Raw genomic sequence first — 14703 nt, 5'->3', positions numbered from 1 at the left:
CCTCTTAGTATAACATTAGCAGACAAAATCATGAAAACTTTATTCTAATACTGTTTTAAAAATTTTTTCCCACCTTTTAACTGCACTTTCATATGTGAATTTCTTTTTCACAATTCGTCTGGAATTCTCTACTATCTTTTCTAAATTTGGATCTTCTAGAGCATCTAAGACACATTTAGAAATATGGTTAGGTGAATTATTTTTTAGAATATAACCCGTCTTTCCATCAACTATCACGTCAGGAATGCCGCCAACATTTGTTGTTAATATTGGAGTACCAGTAGCCATTGCTTCTAGAATAATTGTTGGAAGTCCTTCTGCATGAGTAGGAAGTACAAGTAATTTTATTGAACTCAGAACATCATATATGTCTTCCCTTGAAACCCATCCTAAAAATCTTATATTAACATTGTGGATTTTTTTGATAGCATTTACTTCTGATTCAACCCAGTCAGACAGATCCCCATCGCCCACAATCAAAAATTCGATGTCCTTTCTTTTTTCTAGGATTATTGGAATCGATTTAATAAATTCAATTATTCCTTTTTCTTTTCTCAAACGTCCAATAAATCCTACAACATTTTTTCTCTCTTTTAAATTTACATTTTTATCAACTTTAACAAATCTACTGCATTCACCCACTATTTTTTCAGAATACTTATCTAAACCTAAGTCTTTTATGATAGACTTTGATTCAGGAGATATTCCATCCATTAATCTAAAATCTAAGATGTTGTTAATCTGTAGAAAAATATTCAATAACCTGTTGTGATGTTTTTCCTTAGACCTTATCACTAGTTCAACATTCTTTTTCCTGCAAATTTTTCCAATTATTAAAGGTAATAAATTAAAGGGATACGCCATGTAAATGATGATATCAACACTTCTTGACACTTTAAGCAGGTTAAAGCCCATGTTTAACTGGATTAAAAGACATTTTAATATCCACCATATGTATGAAAACCATAATGGGTTTTTTAATTTTGCATAGTGAACACTTAATTTAACTGGCAGAACATTAACATTCTCATTTTCATATTTAATTCTTTCTTCATGACCAGTTATAACATATATGTTTCCAGAAATGGGGGTAATTATTTTTAGTATATCAGACACGAATATATAAGGTGCCTCTGAAGCCCATGGAAATAAAAGTAACGCTACATTTGCATGAATTTTTTGCTCCACCTTATTCCCTCTCAAAAATACTTTTACCATCAAATTCAAAATTCCCTTTAACCTCCAAGATATCTAAAACCGTTGGTGCGATGTCCAGTAATGATAAATCCTTCTTTTTTATAGTCTTATTATAATTATACATAATAAACACTGCAGATTCAGTTTTATGGCTACCAGGATTTATATTATGGGAAGGAGATTCACCAAAAAGAGGTCCGTGAATTTCCCAGCCTGCACCATAGTTCTCATCTAATAAGAATAATATATCCGGATAATCCTCTAAAAATTCCCCTTCATAAACATCCTCTTTCATACAAGCCCATTTAACAATCTTTTGACCACTGACAGGATCTTTAACGTTCATGAGCTCTGATATTATCTTTTTACAAATTTTTTCATGATGTGTCTCGTCAAGTATGTTTTTTTGATTTAATTGGATTCCACCATAAGAATATGCCTTAATTCCTGAGAGATCACATGTGTATGCAATAGTTTTATTCCAATCTATAGAAGGCGGAGAAGTATAAATTTTCCTAAAAAAAGGAAATAATTGAATCAATTTCGCCGCTATATTTTCTAAGTCATTTTTGCCTATGAAATCCAGCGCTTTAAATTTTATTTTGTCTAAAAAATGTAAAAATTGAGCTTTGTTCTCCTTTTTTTCAAACAAAAGACCCATTTCTCTTAAAATCTTGTTTACATTTAACATTTTAATAGGACGCATTCCATGTCCATGATCACTATGAATTATAATAGTAGTATCCGAATCCGCCAGTGAAACAAATTCACTTATAAATTTATCATGAAGCACATAAAGATCTCTAATCAAATTTTTATATGGATTATCACCTAAATATGTGGGATCATTTTCATCACAACAATTCCAAAAGAAATGAGGTACAACATCCAGTGTTGATGAATATATAAAAAAAGATCCCAATTCTCTTTCTTATAGATTTCAAGCCCAAATCTCATAGAATTTTCAACAAGTTCAATGTGTTTATTTATATATTCTTCTGAAAACTTTTTCCTTCCTGGAAACTTTTTTATGGTATTTAACTGAGATAAATCATGTTCATTAAATAACCCATCTGGATAAGTCATTATTTCGTCCTTTAAAGACGATCTTCCAACCATAATACCATTCACGGGCCACACAGGATACCCCACATGAGGTAAAAGAATACATACTTTCTTTCCATGGTCTCCTGCAATATCCCAGAATGTTTTCCCACGTATAGTCTTGTTATCAATTTCCTCTGACAAATATTTATGTGATTTTTCAAGAGCATCTACGAAATGTACTATACCATGTTTTGCTGGATTTAATCCTGTATATATGCTGGCCCAAGACGTATCTGAGTCTGGCGGAAAAATCGTTTTTGGATTAAGGTATATTCCATCATCTTTTAATTTACAAATTGTGGGTAGATCCTCTTCAAATTTAGAAATTAATTCGGAATCCATACCATCTATACCAATTATAAGTACCTTACCCATTTTAACCACTTTTGTTGATAAAATAAAATTGAATTTCGTTTAAAAGTTCATTTGGATTTTTTGTGCCATCTAAAACCACAACTTCATTTTTAGAAGAGTAAATGTCATAAATCTTAACTTTTCTATTTAAATAGTCCAGGGAGTTCTCTTTTTTTCTTTCATAAGCGATTTTTGATGGAAGTCTAATATAAAAAAGTAAATCTGGCTTTGGCGTGAAATATAACTTTTTTAACAACTTGTTTGCATCTTCATAGGTCTGATTAAACTCCAAGACTAAATCTACGAGGGTATCTGGAAGATATCGATCACAAATTACAGTCTTTCCCAACGAAAGAGAAATTCTAACATTTAATATGGTCAAATAATGCGTCATTAATAAGAAATACAAATATAAATTGTAAACAATTTTATTTTTAAAATTATTGCCCGAGATCGAATTCAACCCTCTTAGTTTATCGGGTTTGCCTATAATCCCTATAAAACAAAATAATTTTCGCAATAATGGACTGTAATAACCAAATTTACACCAAACGTACTCTACCTTGATTCTATTCATCTCTTGTAGCCTTTCTTTAAATAACCTTGCTATCGTTGTTTTACCTGATCCATCTATACCCATTAAACATACTAATTTACCCTTATTCACTTTCAGACCTCAGTTTAAGTACTAAATTCCATTTCCAAGCATATTTATTTATGAGAGGTGTCTTACTCAAAATTTTATCTATTAATATAAAACCTTTTTCAATTTTTTTTGGAGGTCTGAGTTTTAGAAGACTTAAAAATCCATTGAAAAACCAGATAGGTTTAATTGAAATAATCTCAAGATCTAATTCATCAGAAATACTTTCAAAATATTCCTTACTAAAACCTTTTGTTTTTTCATCTCCAGGAGAATTCTTATCAACAGTATAATCATTTCTGAAAATTTTAATGATTCTCATGCCCAGTTTTGATTTTTTTAAGCTCTTAAACTTATATTGCCAAGAATTCGGCTCAGAACCTACCACTATGATACCCTCTTTTTTTAAACATCTTTTAAATTCTAGTAGAGTCTTTTTAGGATTTGTATGGTGTAATGCTCCACAAATGTAAATTACATCAAAAAAATCCGACTTGAAAGGAAGATTTTCCACATCAGCAACGGCTAATCTGGGATTAATTCCGTGTTTTATAAGTTTGTTGTAGGTTACCTCTATCATTCCATAAGATATGTCTACACCGAAAACCCTATAATTTTCCTTCGATAAAGCTAGGATATCTTCACCAGAACCACAACATGCATCCAAAATTGTTGATGATTGTGGTAATGACCTTATATGATTTAGAAAATCGTCGTGGAGATATTTAACTCTCAAGGAATCTAAAGCATGTGCATCATCTGCATTTTTGGCTATTAGTGTATGAAACTCACTTTCGCCTTTTTTAAAAGGATCTAAAGAACTCTCTTTTATTATAACAGGTATTTTATTAATTATCGTATATTCATAATCACATTTTGGACATTTAAAACATCTTTGTGATTTTATTAACCTTATTTTACAATCAGGACAGACAAATACATGTTCAATTTTGGGATTCATCATTTACCCTCGAATAAATTGCTGTTAATTGATTAACCACATTTGTCCAAGAATATTTTAAAACCTTTTTACGTGTTTCTACCTTTAATTTATCATTTGATTTTAATTCTTCTATCTTTTCAAATATCTCATCTTCATTATCTACAAAAAATAAGCCATCACCCTCTTCAAAAATTCTTGGAAGAGCTCTAAATCTTGTCGTTATCACAGGTAGATTACAAGACATTGCTTCCATAACAGAGAGTGGCATTTCTACACAATAATTTTCACTAAAGGTTGGAAAAACATAGCAATCAGCAAGACCATATATCTCTTCTATATTATGAATATATTCATCTATTATTTTAAACCCAAGTTTCTTCAATTCATTATAAGCTTTCATCTCCTTTTTTATAGTAGTACTACCTACAATTAGTACCTCTGTATCTTCCTGCATCAATTCCTTCAGAATTGCTAAATTCCTACCTTCTCGAAAATTGCCAACATGTAAAACTACAAATTTTTCATTCGGAATATTATATTTACTTCTAATTTTTTCTTTTTGAGTTTTTTTAAACGGTTTAAATCTTTGGTGATCCACCCCATTAGGCAAAAAAGAATAATCACACTTTAATTCTTTACAAAATTTTTCCGTCTTATAAGATTGAACTAACATCATATCAGGCTTCAAAAATGAAACTAAATGCCTTGAAAATAAAAATTTTGGGTGAATCATCGAAATGATAACCTTAGTATTCTTAAAAAAGATTTTAAGAGCCTTTGAAATGATAAAACTTAAAATAGTAGGGCCTGCAATATAGTGTATTATATCAGGCTTAAAATTTTTAATTTCAATCCAAAAAGACAAATAAAACGCGCTTTTAGGATTTAAAACTATGATATCGTGTCCCTTCTTTATTAAACCATAATATATGTTATAAGCTATATTTCTCATACCTTCATCTTTATTGCCTTTGATATCCCCTATAATACAAATTTTCAAAACAGATCACCTCCCCTACAGTTTATTGTAACATTTCACTGCTTTTTGGGCTATAACTTTCCAGTCATATTCTTTTTCTACTTTTTTTCTGCCGTTAATGATGAGATTCTCACAAATTGAGGTTTCGTCCTTGAGTTGGTTCAAATAATCTGTAAATTGATCTATTTCAGAAACTATAACCTCTTTATCATGTTTAAAATTGAATCCTCTATTACCAATTTCCGTTGTTATTGTAGGCAAACCAGAAGCTAAATATTCCAACATTTTTAAATTTGTACCGCTACCCGACAAAAGAGGATTAATTGCAATATCAGAAGCCTTGAGGTAGGGCATCAAATTCTTTACAGGTCCCGTAAATATAATGTTATGATTACTTTGCAGGTTTCTGCCTACTTCACCAACAACTAAAAATAACAAATCTTTATTGTCTTCTGCAAATTTCTTTATGAACTTTACTGCTTCTCGATTAGGGTAATGATCACTTCCTACAAACAAAACAATTTTTTTGAGGGGAAATCCTAATTTTCTTTTGTATAAATTTTTTTCATGTGACTCTGTTATTTCATATTTACCACAATCCACACCATTAGGAATGACATGCATTTTCCTTTTTTCTATTTTATATTTTCTAAAGAATTCTAAGTCTAATTTAGAAACTGTAAAAATAAGTTCACATTCTCTAGCCGCCTTTATTTCAATTTCTTGAAATTTAGGGATTAATCTCTTGAAAAAAGGAGCCCTTTTAAAAATTAAATCACTTATAAGCCTAGTTTCTACATTGTGAGCAACAAATACCAGTGGTTTGTCTTTAAAATAATTACGGGCAAATTCAAATAACCATGGATGTTCTATTTGAATTATGTCTCCTCTTAAAAATTTTTTATTTAAGAAAAATTTATTTATACTCAAAATCTTCGACTGTAAAACATCAGGAGGAAGATGTAGTTTATATAAAAGAAATGAACTAGCCAACATCATTTTATTTGAATGTTGGTGTTCAAAATAATTGTCATTAATCTTTATAGTCCTACTCCTAAAGATATAACCTGAGCTAATTCTTGGTCTAAAAGAATGCTGTGTGATTTCAAATACCCTTGAAATCTCCTTATTTAAATTATAGATCCTTAGAGATCCGCCAGTATTTGCCGGATACACCCAATAAGGAGAAAGATTCAATATCTTCACTAAATTCCTCCAAAATTCCTAATTCTCCGTGCTAAAGCTAAGTTCAATTGAAAAATTTTATTAAAACCAATTTTAATGATTTTTTCCACATAATTGCTTGTAAGCTGGTCAACGGGAATAACAGAGTCAAAGGTCAAAAACAAATTATTTTTACAATTATAATCATCAGTTTTAATAACTAAAGCATTTCTAAGAGCCATTAATTTATATTCAAGGCCTCTTAGTCCAAATTTAATAGAATAGCCAAAGGTTAAGAATTCAACCAGTAATAAAGAAGGAAGAATCATGAACAAATCCTTTAAGGAGAAATATTTTTTTAATATAATATATCTGGCCTTTTCCAGATGGTATATCTTTCTTGGCGGAACTTCCAACACATAATCATGTTTTACCACAGAATTTGGAACAAATAATATTTTAAACCCATTTACCATTATTCTCCACGAAAACTCTGTGTCCTCACCATATACTAATATACTCTCATCAAATCCGCCTAATTCTATAAATTCCCTCTTTCTCATTGCGAAACAACATCCAAAAACTCCATTTAAATATTCAGGGGCATCAAAAACGGCAGGATTATCTTTGAATCCTCTTGTGAAACCTAATCCCGTGAAATGAACTATAAGTCCACAACTGTTTATCCTTGAGCCATCATAAAGAAGAACTTTGGGGGTAGTTACCAGTTTCTTGCAATTAACAAGGGGAGCTATAAGATTAAATAGCCAGTCCTCTTCCACAATAGTATCTGGATTCAGAATAACAACATACTCTCCCCTTGCCACCCTTACACCAATATTGTTACCCGCACCATACCCCACATTTCCATGACCAGTGACCACCCTGACTTCACTCATGTTTTCCAAAATTTCAAGAGTTCCATCTGTTGATCCATTATCAACCACAATAATCTCTAATGGGTTATTTGAGAGGACAGATTTAACACAGTTTTCTATATATTCACGGTGGTTATAGGTAACAATTATTACACTGGCCTTTTTGTTTAAATCCAAGTCATCACCCTTTTAATCTGCCCATCAAAAGCGTCCTGAAGATTTTGAAGCCGTCACTCAGTGATGAAAGCTTGGGTTCATCGGACCTCCTTCTGTAGGAGATGGGGACCTCAACTATCCTCAGGTCTGACCTTGCAAGTTTTGAGAACATCTCAGCCTCCAGTTCGAATCCAGGATACCTCAGCCCCACATCCACGAGGTAATCTATCGCCCTCCTCCTGAAGGCCCAGTGCCCCGTGCAGACATCACTCACGGGATGGTACAGGATTGTGGCGGTGAGGCTCAGTATACGGTTCCCGATCCTGTTGAGGCGGGATATTGCACCATCCTCCACGTCCCCCTTCAGCCTTGAACCGAGGACCACATCAGCCCCCCTGCCCTTGAGCACATCTATCAGGTGCGCCGAGTCCTCGGGTGGGTAGGTGCAGTCGGCGTCCATCATGATGGCATACTCCGTCCTCACATTCATGAAGGCTGCGAGCATGGCATTTGTCTTCCCCTGCCTCCCTTCAAAGATGACCCTGACACCACGTGATGCTGCAATCTCAGCGGTCCTGTCAGAGGAGTTATTATCAACAACGATGATCTCGGCGTCAGGATAGAGCATCATTATCCTGTCAAGAAGTGCCCCTATGGACTCCTCCTCATTGTAGGCCGGTATCATGAAGGTTACATCATCCAGTTAGGACACCCCACATGGTGGTAATACTGATATCAACATTGCAACACCATAATTACAAGTGTGAATAATTTTTCTATAATATGGACTTTTCTATTATAAAAAGTTTTTGAGACAGTTATATGTGTAATCCACATTATTTTATATTCAAACCCACCAAACCATAAATGGCAATATTCATGAAAAGGGTTTTTCCAGTGATCCTTGGCTTAATTTTCATCCTCGCATGCAACCCATCCCATGCAGTGGATAACACCACAGACTGCAACGGGACACCTGACCACCTTAACCGCTCATACTACCTGGACAATTACCAGGAACTCCTCAAGGGGGCCGTTAAAAATAACACGAGGATAAGGAACCACCTTTATACACGTTACACCTCAACAGGTGATAGAAGGTACTATCAGGCATACATAGATGCGGGGTATGCCGTTAAAATCTTCTCAGGCATCAAAAGTAAGAGGGCCCTGAGGAGCGATGAGAAGATCATGGAGATCAAGACTATACAGGCCAATAACGCCTACTACTCCAGGAAACTTTCACCATCAGATACGATAGTGATTGTATTCAACAGCAGGGCCTGCCAGTTCAGGAACATGCCTGTCCCGGAGTTCAAGAGCAGCCTGCCCTTTGTCTACTACAAAAACAGGGGATGGCACATTTACCCTGTAACAACATCCAACCTTGCAGGTGGCTGCAGGAACACCACAGACTTCCTTGAAGTGCTGGATGAGCAGAAACTCACAGTAAGTTTCAGGACGTACAGGGGTATGCGCTACGCGGTATTCCCCATGTACTTTGACTACCATGGCTCAGGTACCGGCTGGCTTGACAGCTTCGCCCAGGGAAACCTTGCAGGCCATTACGCCAGGGCATACAACCTCACAGGTAAAAGGGAGTACCTTGACATTTCAAATTCCCTCATAAACAGTTTTTATGCCCCAACAAACCTTGTGAAAACCACGAAATACGGTAACTTCTACCTCCACTACAACTTCCTGAGGGAACACTACATCCTCAACGCCCACCTAATCTGCACATTGGGAATCAACAACGTCCACAGGTACACAGGAAACTCAAGAGCGCTTAACCTATTCCGAAATGGCGTATCAACCTTCAGGAGGATGAACTGGAGGTTCGACAGTGGGCGGTGGACATATTATGCTGTGAGCGGCAGGTACTACAGGCCGGCATGGCTGGCCAGTGAGGGCTACCACAGACTCCACGTACAGCTTGCAAACAGGGTCTGGAAAGCAACAGGGGACAGCTACTACCGCAGCATTGCCTTAAGGTGGAACCGTTACCTCAAAAGGAAGGGACTCAGACCCGAGAGGATCTGAAAAAGATCATCTTTAGAACCTTCCCATAAAAATTAATTTTTTCAGGCAGGGAACCTGTCACGGGTTGCATTGGCTATCCTCACAAGTGTGAGCATAACCGGGACCTCCACCAGGACCCCGACAACCGTGGCGAGGGCCGCCCCTGACTGGAGGCCGAAGAGTGATATGGCCACCGCAACCGCCAGTTCAAAGAAGTTGCTTGCACCTATGAGGGCTGCCGGTGCAGCCACCGCATGCCTCAGCCTCCAGATGCGGGCCCAGAGGTAGGCCACCGTGAAGATCAGGAAGGTCTGTATTATGAGTGGTACTGCGATCAGGCAAATGTGGAGGGGGTTCTCAATTATGACCCTCCCCTGGAATGAGAATATTATGATGAGGGTGAGTAGGAGTCCCATGACCGTTATGTTCTCGAATTTCCCCAGGAACTCCTGGAAGTACTCTGGCCCCCTTGAGGTGATTAGCCTCCTCCTTGTGAAGTAGCCTGCAAGTAGCGGTACCACCACAAAGAGCACTACCGAGAGTATGAGGGTGTCGTAGGGTACCTGGATGTTACCTATCCCCAGGAGGAAGGCCACTATGGGGGCGTAGGCGAAGAGGAGTATTATGTCATTCACAGCCACCTGCACCAGTGTGTAGGCCGGGTCACCCCGTGTGAGGCTGCTCCAGACGAATACCATTGCCGTGCATGGTGCTGCCCCAAGGAGTACCGCGCCTGCAAGGTATTCCCTCCCGAGTTCAGGTGGTATCAGATTTGAGAAAACTCCGAGGAGGAAGAATGATGCTACAATGTACATGGTGAATGGTTTTATGAGCCAGTTGGTCCCGCAGGTAACTGCAAGCCCTTTGATTTCCCTGGTGGCCCGTATTATGCTTGAGAAGTCTATCCTGAGCATCATGGGGTATATCATGAGCCATATCAGCACAGCCACAGGCAGTGATACCTGGGCGTACTGTAACCTGTTGAGGAGGGCCGGGAAGGCTGGTATGAACTGTCCGATTCCCACCCCTGTGATTATGCAGAGTATCACCCAGACTGTGAGGTACCTTTCGAATATTCCCATCTCTTCACTTTCCATGGTATCACCGGTTACATATCAGTAAATTCAGATATGTTGATTTATTATTAGTAGTTTCCCATGAACCGGAAAGGTTTTTATGAAGTAAAAAACATGAATGTAATTATTAAGTGTTTATGGTGGTAAATTTGAGACTAAATGTAAATACAAATGGTGAACCACTGCTGAAGTGGCTGAACAGTAAGCTGAATGTTTTAAGCTCGGTATTCGGGATACTTGTGGGTGCAGTTGCCGGGACACTAACTGCAGTACTCCTTGGCGGTGCCCTCATGGGTGGATCTGTGGACCCAATATTCTTCGTATTCATTGTGGCATTTGTCTTCCTCTTTGTGGAATCCTTTGTTGCGGGTCTGGGTGCTGAAACCTACGGTGAATCCCTGGTAAACTCAGGGTTCCTGGTACTCATCTACCTCACCATCGGTGTGCTTGGTCTAATGGCAACAACCACCGGTGGCATGATGGCCCTCATGGCCATATCACAGATATTCCCTGACACCGGCGGGGACATGACAGGTACAGCAGCACCCATTGGACTGGCATCTGAACCCACATACGCACCAGCAGACTACCTCCAGCTCATATCAGGGATACTCATGGTCATTTCACTGGTGCTTGCAGCATTCGTGGGTGGTCTCCTGGCGGTCTACATAAGGAAGAAGATGAAAGGTCCATCCATCAGTGAATAGGGTCCTCCCCTAAACATTCATTTTTTTGAGGGCTACAAGTCCCATACTGAAATCCCATAAAATAACACTTTAATTAGAATAACAGCAGAATACGCATATCCGGAAAGTTTCGCCTCTGAAATTCTTCTTTGAGTTTCCTTGCAACCAGAAATCCGAGCTTTGTAGTTGCAAAATTGTCTGGTTTTCTGTAATACCTTATAAGACCCTTTCTCCTCAGTGAATCAATTGCCCTATCGGCCTCAGGAAGTGTATCATCCCTCAGCTTCTTCCTGATTGTCTGTCTTGTGAAGTTCCTGTTGGCGGATCCACCTATACGGCCCACAACGGTCATGACCTCCCTTTCAGCAGGATCCATTGAATCTATAATCAGCTCAACCTCATCCATGAGGACTGTTATCATAATTCAATATGTATATATATTATCGTATGTGTTCTGAATATTGGTTTCAGTAAATGAAATAAATTTAGATAAATTTATACATAAATTCCGTGATATATGTGTAGTGAATGATAAATTGAAAATAAATTACTGAAGGTGATTTTCAGTGACCTGTGTGCTCAGGGAAATATTCGGGGATACAAACAGAGTATCCATACTTGAGGAGCTCCTGGAAAACTGGGGCCACTACCTGAAGGTCCCGGAGATCGCAAGGATGATTGACGCGACCGAAAAGACCGTCTACAACCATGTGAATGAACTCATGGAGATTGGATTACTTGAAAAGAGGGAGGGAAAGGCTGCAGCCTACAGACTGAAGATGGATGATAGGAGGGCCGTGTGCCTTGCAATCCTTGAAAGTGAGGAGTATATCAGGAAAATCGATGAGATTACCGGGAAAATGAATGAAGAACCCATGGGGACAACTGCCGGAAGAATGTCCCCTGCACATTACAGCCTTAATGAGTCAGGAAAACACACACTGACCATCTCATCAACCGGGTAGGGTGGGAAATGTGGTTGAAGTCCCCATTGTGATATCCTCAAAACTCAATACCATCTACATAACAGGTGCTCTTGGGGGGTTTTCATCAAATGAATTCCGCGTCCTCCTCTTCTCTGAGGAGCTATTCCCCAGGGACGAGGAAACAGAAATCTCGAAGATCAGTGCCTGCCGGGTCGTGGAGAATGAGGTGAGGATGTCACCGGAAACAGCGAAGGAACTTGCAGTGTGGCTCATGGAGCAGGTTGAGGAATACGAGAGGACCTTCGGGAAAATCAGGGCCCACCACTCCAAGGGGCCGCAGCCCTAGAAGAGGCTTGATGCCAGACTCCATGATCACCATGATGGGTTCATAAAGGGGGAATCAGTCCCCGTACCTCCTGAGCCTCCCTATAAAGAGCCTTGCCCAGAGGTAGGCTATGAGGCTCCCCCCGATGTCACCTGCAACCACACCCCACCAGACTCCAACCTCACCGAATCCCAGGATCACACCAAGGAGGTAGGCGAATACAGCAACAAGGAGGACCTGCCTTATAACCGAAAGTGCGAGGGATGTGAGTCCCCTCCCGGCCCCCTGGAAGATGGACCCTGACATTATACCCGGTGGTAGGAAGAGGTAGAAGAGGCAGATGACCCTCAGGAACCAGGTTATCCTTGGTGCCAGGTCCGCAGATGCCTGGGAGTAGGAGAATACCCATGAGATCCATGGGGCAAGTATGAATGTCAGAAGGGCCGTGGCAGCGGCTATTACAAGCCCCAGCCTTATGGAGTAACCGTGGACCACCTCAAGGTTCCTGAAGTTCCTTGAACCATAGGCAACCCCTGAGACACTCACAAGGGCAGTTGCAACCGATATCACCGGGACGATTGCCAGCATGACTATCCTCCACCCGGCAGAGTACACTGCAACTGCACTGGTACCCCCCACTGCCGTGAGTATCCCGTTGAGTACCGCTGTTACCAGGGACATGACAAAGAACTCTGCACTTGCAGGTACAGTAACAGAGAGTATTGAGAGTGCAACCCCACGGTCGGGTCTGAAGTGCTTCATCCCGATGGATGTGTAGGTCCCTCCCCCCAGGAACCAGTAGAGTACAACGAGTGAGACCACAAGCTGGGATATCACCGTGGCCCAGGCCGCACCTGCTATACCCCACCCTGCCGTGTATATGAGGAGGGGGTCAAGGACCATGTTGAGGACCGCTGAGATTCCCATGGCATACATTGGCCTCTTTGCATCACCCTCGGATCTGAGTATCCCGTAGGCGGCCCCTGTGAAGAGTGTGAATATGGTACCCGCGAATACCACGCTACCGTACTGGAACGCTGGTTCGAGGGCCTCCCCCGCCCCGAGGGAGAGGAGTATGTCGCCGAGGAGGAGTTCAAGGATCACCGTGATGATAACTGAAACAGCAGCTGTTATTATAACCGTGTGGGTTGCGCTGTTGTTGACGCCCTCGGGGTCACCTGCACCAAGGTACCTTGAGACCGATGATGCCGCCCCGGCCCCGAGGCCATTGGATAGCCCCACCAGTATCATGTAGAGGGGTGTCACGAACCCTATGGCTGCCAGTGCCTCGCCACCGAGGCCAGCCACCCATATGGCGTCCACCAGGTTGTAGATGGATGTGAGCAGCATCGCGATTATCATTGGTCCTGAGAGTTTCAGGAGGGCCCTCCTCGGGTCCCCCCTCATTATCTTAACGCCCTCTGTCATCTTCCACTCCCCTTATTTTCATTGCATCCTCTGCGAGTCTCCTGCACATTTCCATTAGAGTATCCCTCTCCTCATCTGTGAGGTTCTCAAAGAGGAGGTCCGTCCACCTGTCCTCAACCTTCCTTATGAGGGGTATGAGTTCCTCTCCCTGAGCTGTGAGGCTAAGCATGTACCTCCTCCTGTTCTGGGGGTCCTGTTTTCTCATGATGAGTCCCCGCTCCTCCAGTCGCCTTGTGATCCTGGCTATGGTGCCCTTGTCCACCTGGAAGAACCAGGAGAGTTCATCCTGGGTAACCCCTGGTTGCCTGTGGATCCTGAAGAGGCAGGCCACCTGGGCATCTGTGAGTTTCAGGCTGGATAACTCCCTTGCCACAAATACACGGTGGCTTCTGAGTATGATTGATAGGAGCCCCCTGAATGGTATGTCACTGTCGATCATCACTTCATCCTCAATGTTCTGATGCTGAAGTTATCTGGATGGCACCATATAAATGTTGTCATGGCAACTGTTGCAGCTGCAACATAAGCATTAATCATATCATATGCCCATCTTTGAACTGCAGGTGAGATGGGATGGCCTCAGTTAAACTTGAGCTTCCAGTAAAGATTGAAAAAGAGGGAAACCTGTTCGTGGCGATATGTGAGCCCTTTAACATAGCCAGTCAGGGTATAAGCAAAGAAATTGCTCTTGAGAACATCCGGGAGGCGCTTGAACTCTTCCTTAGCGACGAGGATGTTCTTGAAATGTATCAGGACCTTATAAGCAGTTACACTGTACCTGAAAAAGAGGAACATTTTATCATAAGAAGCTAATCACAC

The 14703-nt window shown here is 40.2% G+C and carries 16 protein-coding genes and 1 pseudogene; 5 read left to right on the top strand and 12 right to left on the bottom strand.

Annotated features, from left to right (window positions below):
* Positions 1 to 39: 39 nt before the first annotated feature.
* From MTBMA_RS03780 to MTBMA_RS03740, 8 genes and pseudogenes are all read right to left on the bottom strand, one after another.
* Positions 40 to 1218 (bottom strand): glycosyltransferase family 4 protein, encoded by a 1179-nt coding sequence (locus tag MTBMA_RS03780; protein ID WP_048901190.1) that lies wholly within the window; start codon positions 1216 to 1218, stop codon positions 40 to 42.
* Positions 1190 to 2646 (bottom strand): annotated as a pseudogene (locus tag MTBMA_RS09195) (alkaline phosphatase family protein). The gene MTBMA_RS03780 and the pseudogene MTBMA_RS09195 overlap by 29 nt, the downstream one beginning before the upstream one ends.
* Positions 2647 to 2680: 34 nt before the next feature.
* Positions 2681 to 3325, bottom strand: coding sequence for a dTMP kinase (locus tag MTBMA_RS03765; protein ID WP_013295585.1), 645 nt, complete (start codon positions 3323 to 3325; stop codon positions 2681 to 2683).
* A complete protein-coding gene (locus MTBMA_RS03760) occupies positions 3318 to 4262 on the bottom strand; it encodes a class I SAM-dependent methyltransferase (RefSeq protein WP_013295584.1) in 945 nt (314 codons plus the stop codon). The genes MTBMA_RS03765 and MTBMA_RS03760 overlap by 8 nt, the downstream gene beginning before the upstream one ends.
* Complete coding sequence (locus MTBMA_RS03755) at positions 4246 to 5244, bottom strand: glycosyltransferase family 4 protein (protein WP_013295583.1); 999 nt, start codon at positions 5242 to 5244, stop codon at positions 4246 to 4248. Before MTBMA_RS03755 ends, MTBMA_RS03760 begins: the two co-directional genes overlap by 17 nt.
* 15 nt (positions 5245 to 5259) lie before the next feature.
* Positions 5260 to 6429 carry a glycosyltransferase family 4 protein gene (locus tag MTBMA_RS03750; RefSeq protein ID WP_013295582.1) on the bottom strand — a complete coding sequence of 390 codons (1170 nt, stop codon included), beginning with the start codon at positions 6427 to 6429 and terminating at the stop codon, positions 5260 to 5262.
* Positions 6429 to 7442: a glycosyltransferase family 2 protein gene (locus tag MTBMA_RS03745; RefSeq protein ID WP_013295581.1), complete on the bottom strand. Its 1014-nt coding sequence runs from the start codon at positions 7440 to 7442 to the stop codon at positions 6429 to 6431. The genes MTBMA_RS03750 and MTBMA_RS03745 overlap by 1 nt, the downstream gene beginning before the upstream one ends.
* 4 nt (positions 7443 to 7446) lie before the next feature.
* Complete coding sequence (locus MTBMA_RS03740; RefSeq protein WP_148215545.1) at positions 7447 to 8106, bottom strand: glycosyltransferase family 2 protein; 660 nt, start codon at positions 8104 to 8106, stop codon at positions 7447 to 7449.
* A gap of 194 nt (positions 8107 to 8300) precedes the next feature.
* Between MTBMA_RS03740 and MTBMA_RS03735 the strand changes: the two genes are divergently transcribed.
* Positions 8301 to 9464 (top strand): D-glucuronyl C5-epimerase family protein, encoded by a 1164-nt coding sequence (locus tag MTBMA_RS03735; protein WP_083772486.1) that lies wholly within the window; start codon positions 8301 to 8303, stop codon positions 9462 to 9464.
* 41 nt (positions 9465 to 9505) lie between these two features.
* Here the strand turns inward: MTBMA_RS03735 and arsB are convergent, their stop codons facing one another.
* Positions 9506 to 10540 (bottom strand): ACR3 family arsenite efflux transporter, encoded by a 1035-nt coding sequence (gene arsB / locus MTBMA_RS03730; protein WP_013295578.1) that lies wholly within the window; start codon positions 10538 to 10540, stop codon positions 9506 to 9508.
* 128 nt (positions 10541 to 10668) lie between these two features.
* On the opposite strand from arsB, the gene MTBMA_RS03725 reads away from it, so the two are divergent.
* Positions 10669 to 11226 (top strand): hypothetical protein, encoded by a 558-nt coding sequence (locus MTBMA_RS03725; protein WP_013295577.1) that lies wholly within the window; start codon positions 10669 to 10671, stop codon positions 11224 to 11226.
* A gap of 73 nt (positions 11227 to 11299) precedes the next feature.
* On the opposite strand, the gene MTBMA_RS03720 is transcribed toward MTBMA_RS03725, so the two are convergent.
* The gene (locus MTBMA_RS03720) at positions 11300 to 11626 is read right to left on the bottom strand and encodes a hypothetical protein (protein WP_048175224.1); all 327 of its coding nucleotides are present in this window, start codon (positions 11624 to 11626) and stop codon (positions 11300 to 11302) included.
* A gap of 145 nt (positions 11627 to 11771) precedes the next feature.
* On the opposite strand from MTBMA_RS03720, the gene MTBMA_RS03715 reads away from it, so the two are divergent.
* Positions 11772 to 12170 carry a winged helix-turn-helix domain-containing protein gene (locus MTBMA_RS03715; protein ID WP_013295575.1) on the top strand — a complete coding sequence of 133 codons (399 nt, stop codon included), beginning with the start codon at positions 11772 to 11774 and terminating at the stop codon, positions 12168 to 12170.
* Between the two features lie 10 nt (positions 12171 to 12180).
* Positions 12181 to 12477 carry a DUF3467 domain-containing protein gene (locus MTBMA_RS03710; protein ID WP_013295574.1) on the top strand — a complete coding sequence of 99 codons (297 nt, stop codon included), beginning with the start codon at positions 12181 to 12183 and terminating at the stop codon, positions 12475 to 12477.
* Positions 12478 to 12531: 54 nt separating this feature from the next.
* Here the strand turns inward: MTBMA_RS03710 and MTBMA_RS03705 are convergent, their stop codons facing one another.
* Together MTBMA_RS03705 and MTBMA_RS03700 are read right to left on the bottom strand one after the other, a co-directional pair.
* On the bottom strand, positions 12532 to 13884 hold the full coding sequence (locus MTBMA_RS03705; RefSeq protein ID WP_013295573.1) for an MATE family efflux transporter: 1353 nt from the start codon (positions 13882 to 13884) through the stop codon (positions 12532 to 12534).
* Complete coding sequence (locus MTBMA_RS03700; protein ID WP_013295572.1) at positions 13868 to 14323, bottom strand: MarR family transcriptional regulator; 456 nt, start codon at positions 14321 to 14323, stop codon at positions 13868 to 13870. The genes MTBMA_RS03705 and MTBMA_RS03700 overlap by 17 nt, the downstream gene beginning before the upstream one ends.
* A gap of 134 nt (positions 14324 to 14457) precedes the next feature.
* Here MTBMA_RS03700 and MTBMA_RS03695 point away from each other — a divergent pair, with 134 nt between their 5' ends.
* The gene (locus MTBMA_RS03695) at positions 14458 to 14697 is read left to right on the top strand and encodes a type II toxin-antitoxin system HicB family antitoxin (RefSeq protein ID WP_013295571.1); all 240 of its coding nucleotides are present in this window, start codon (positions 14458 to 14460) and stop codon (positions 14695 to 14697) included.
* The last annotated feature ends 6 nt before the right edge of the window (positions 14698 to 14703 follow it).

Source organism: Methanothermobacter marburgensis str. Marburg, assembly GCF_000145295.1.
GTDB lineage: Archaea > Methanobacteriota > Methanobacteria > Methanobacteriales > Methanothermobacteraceae > Methanothermobacter > Methanothermobacter marburgensis.
Note: the sequence above shows the minus strand (reverse complement) of the source record. Positions and strands in the feature narration are given on the sequence as shown.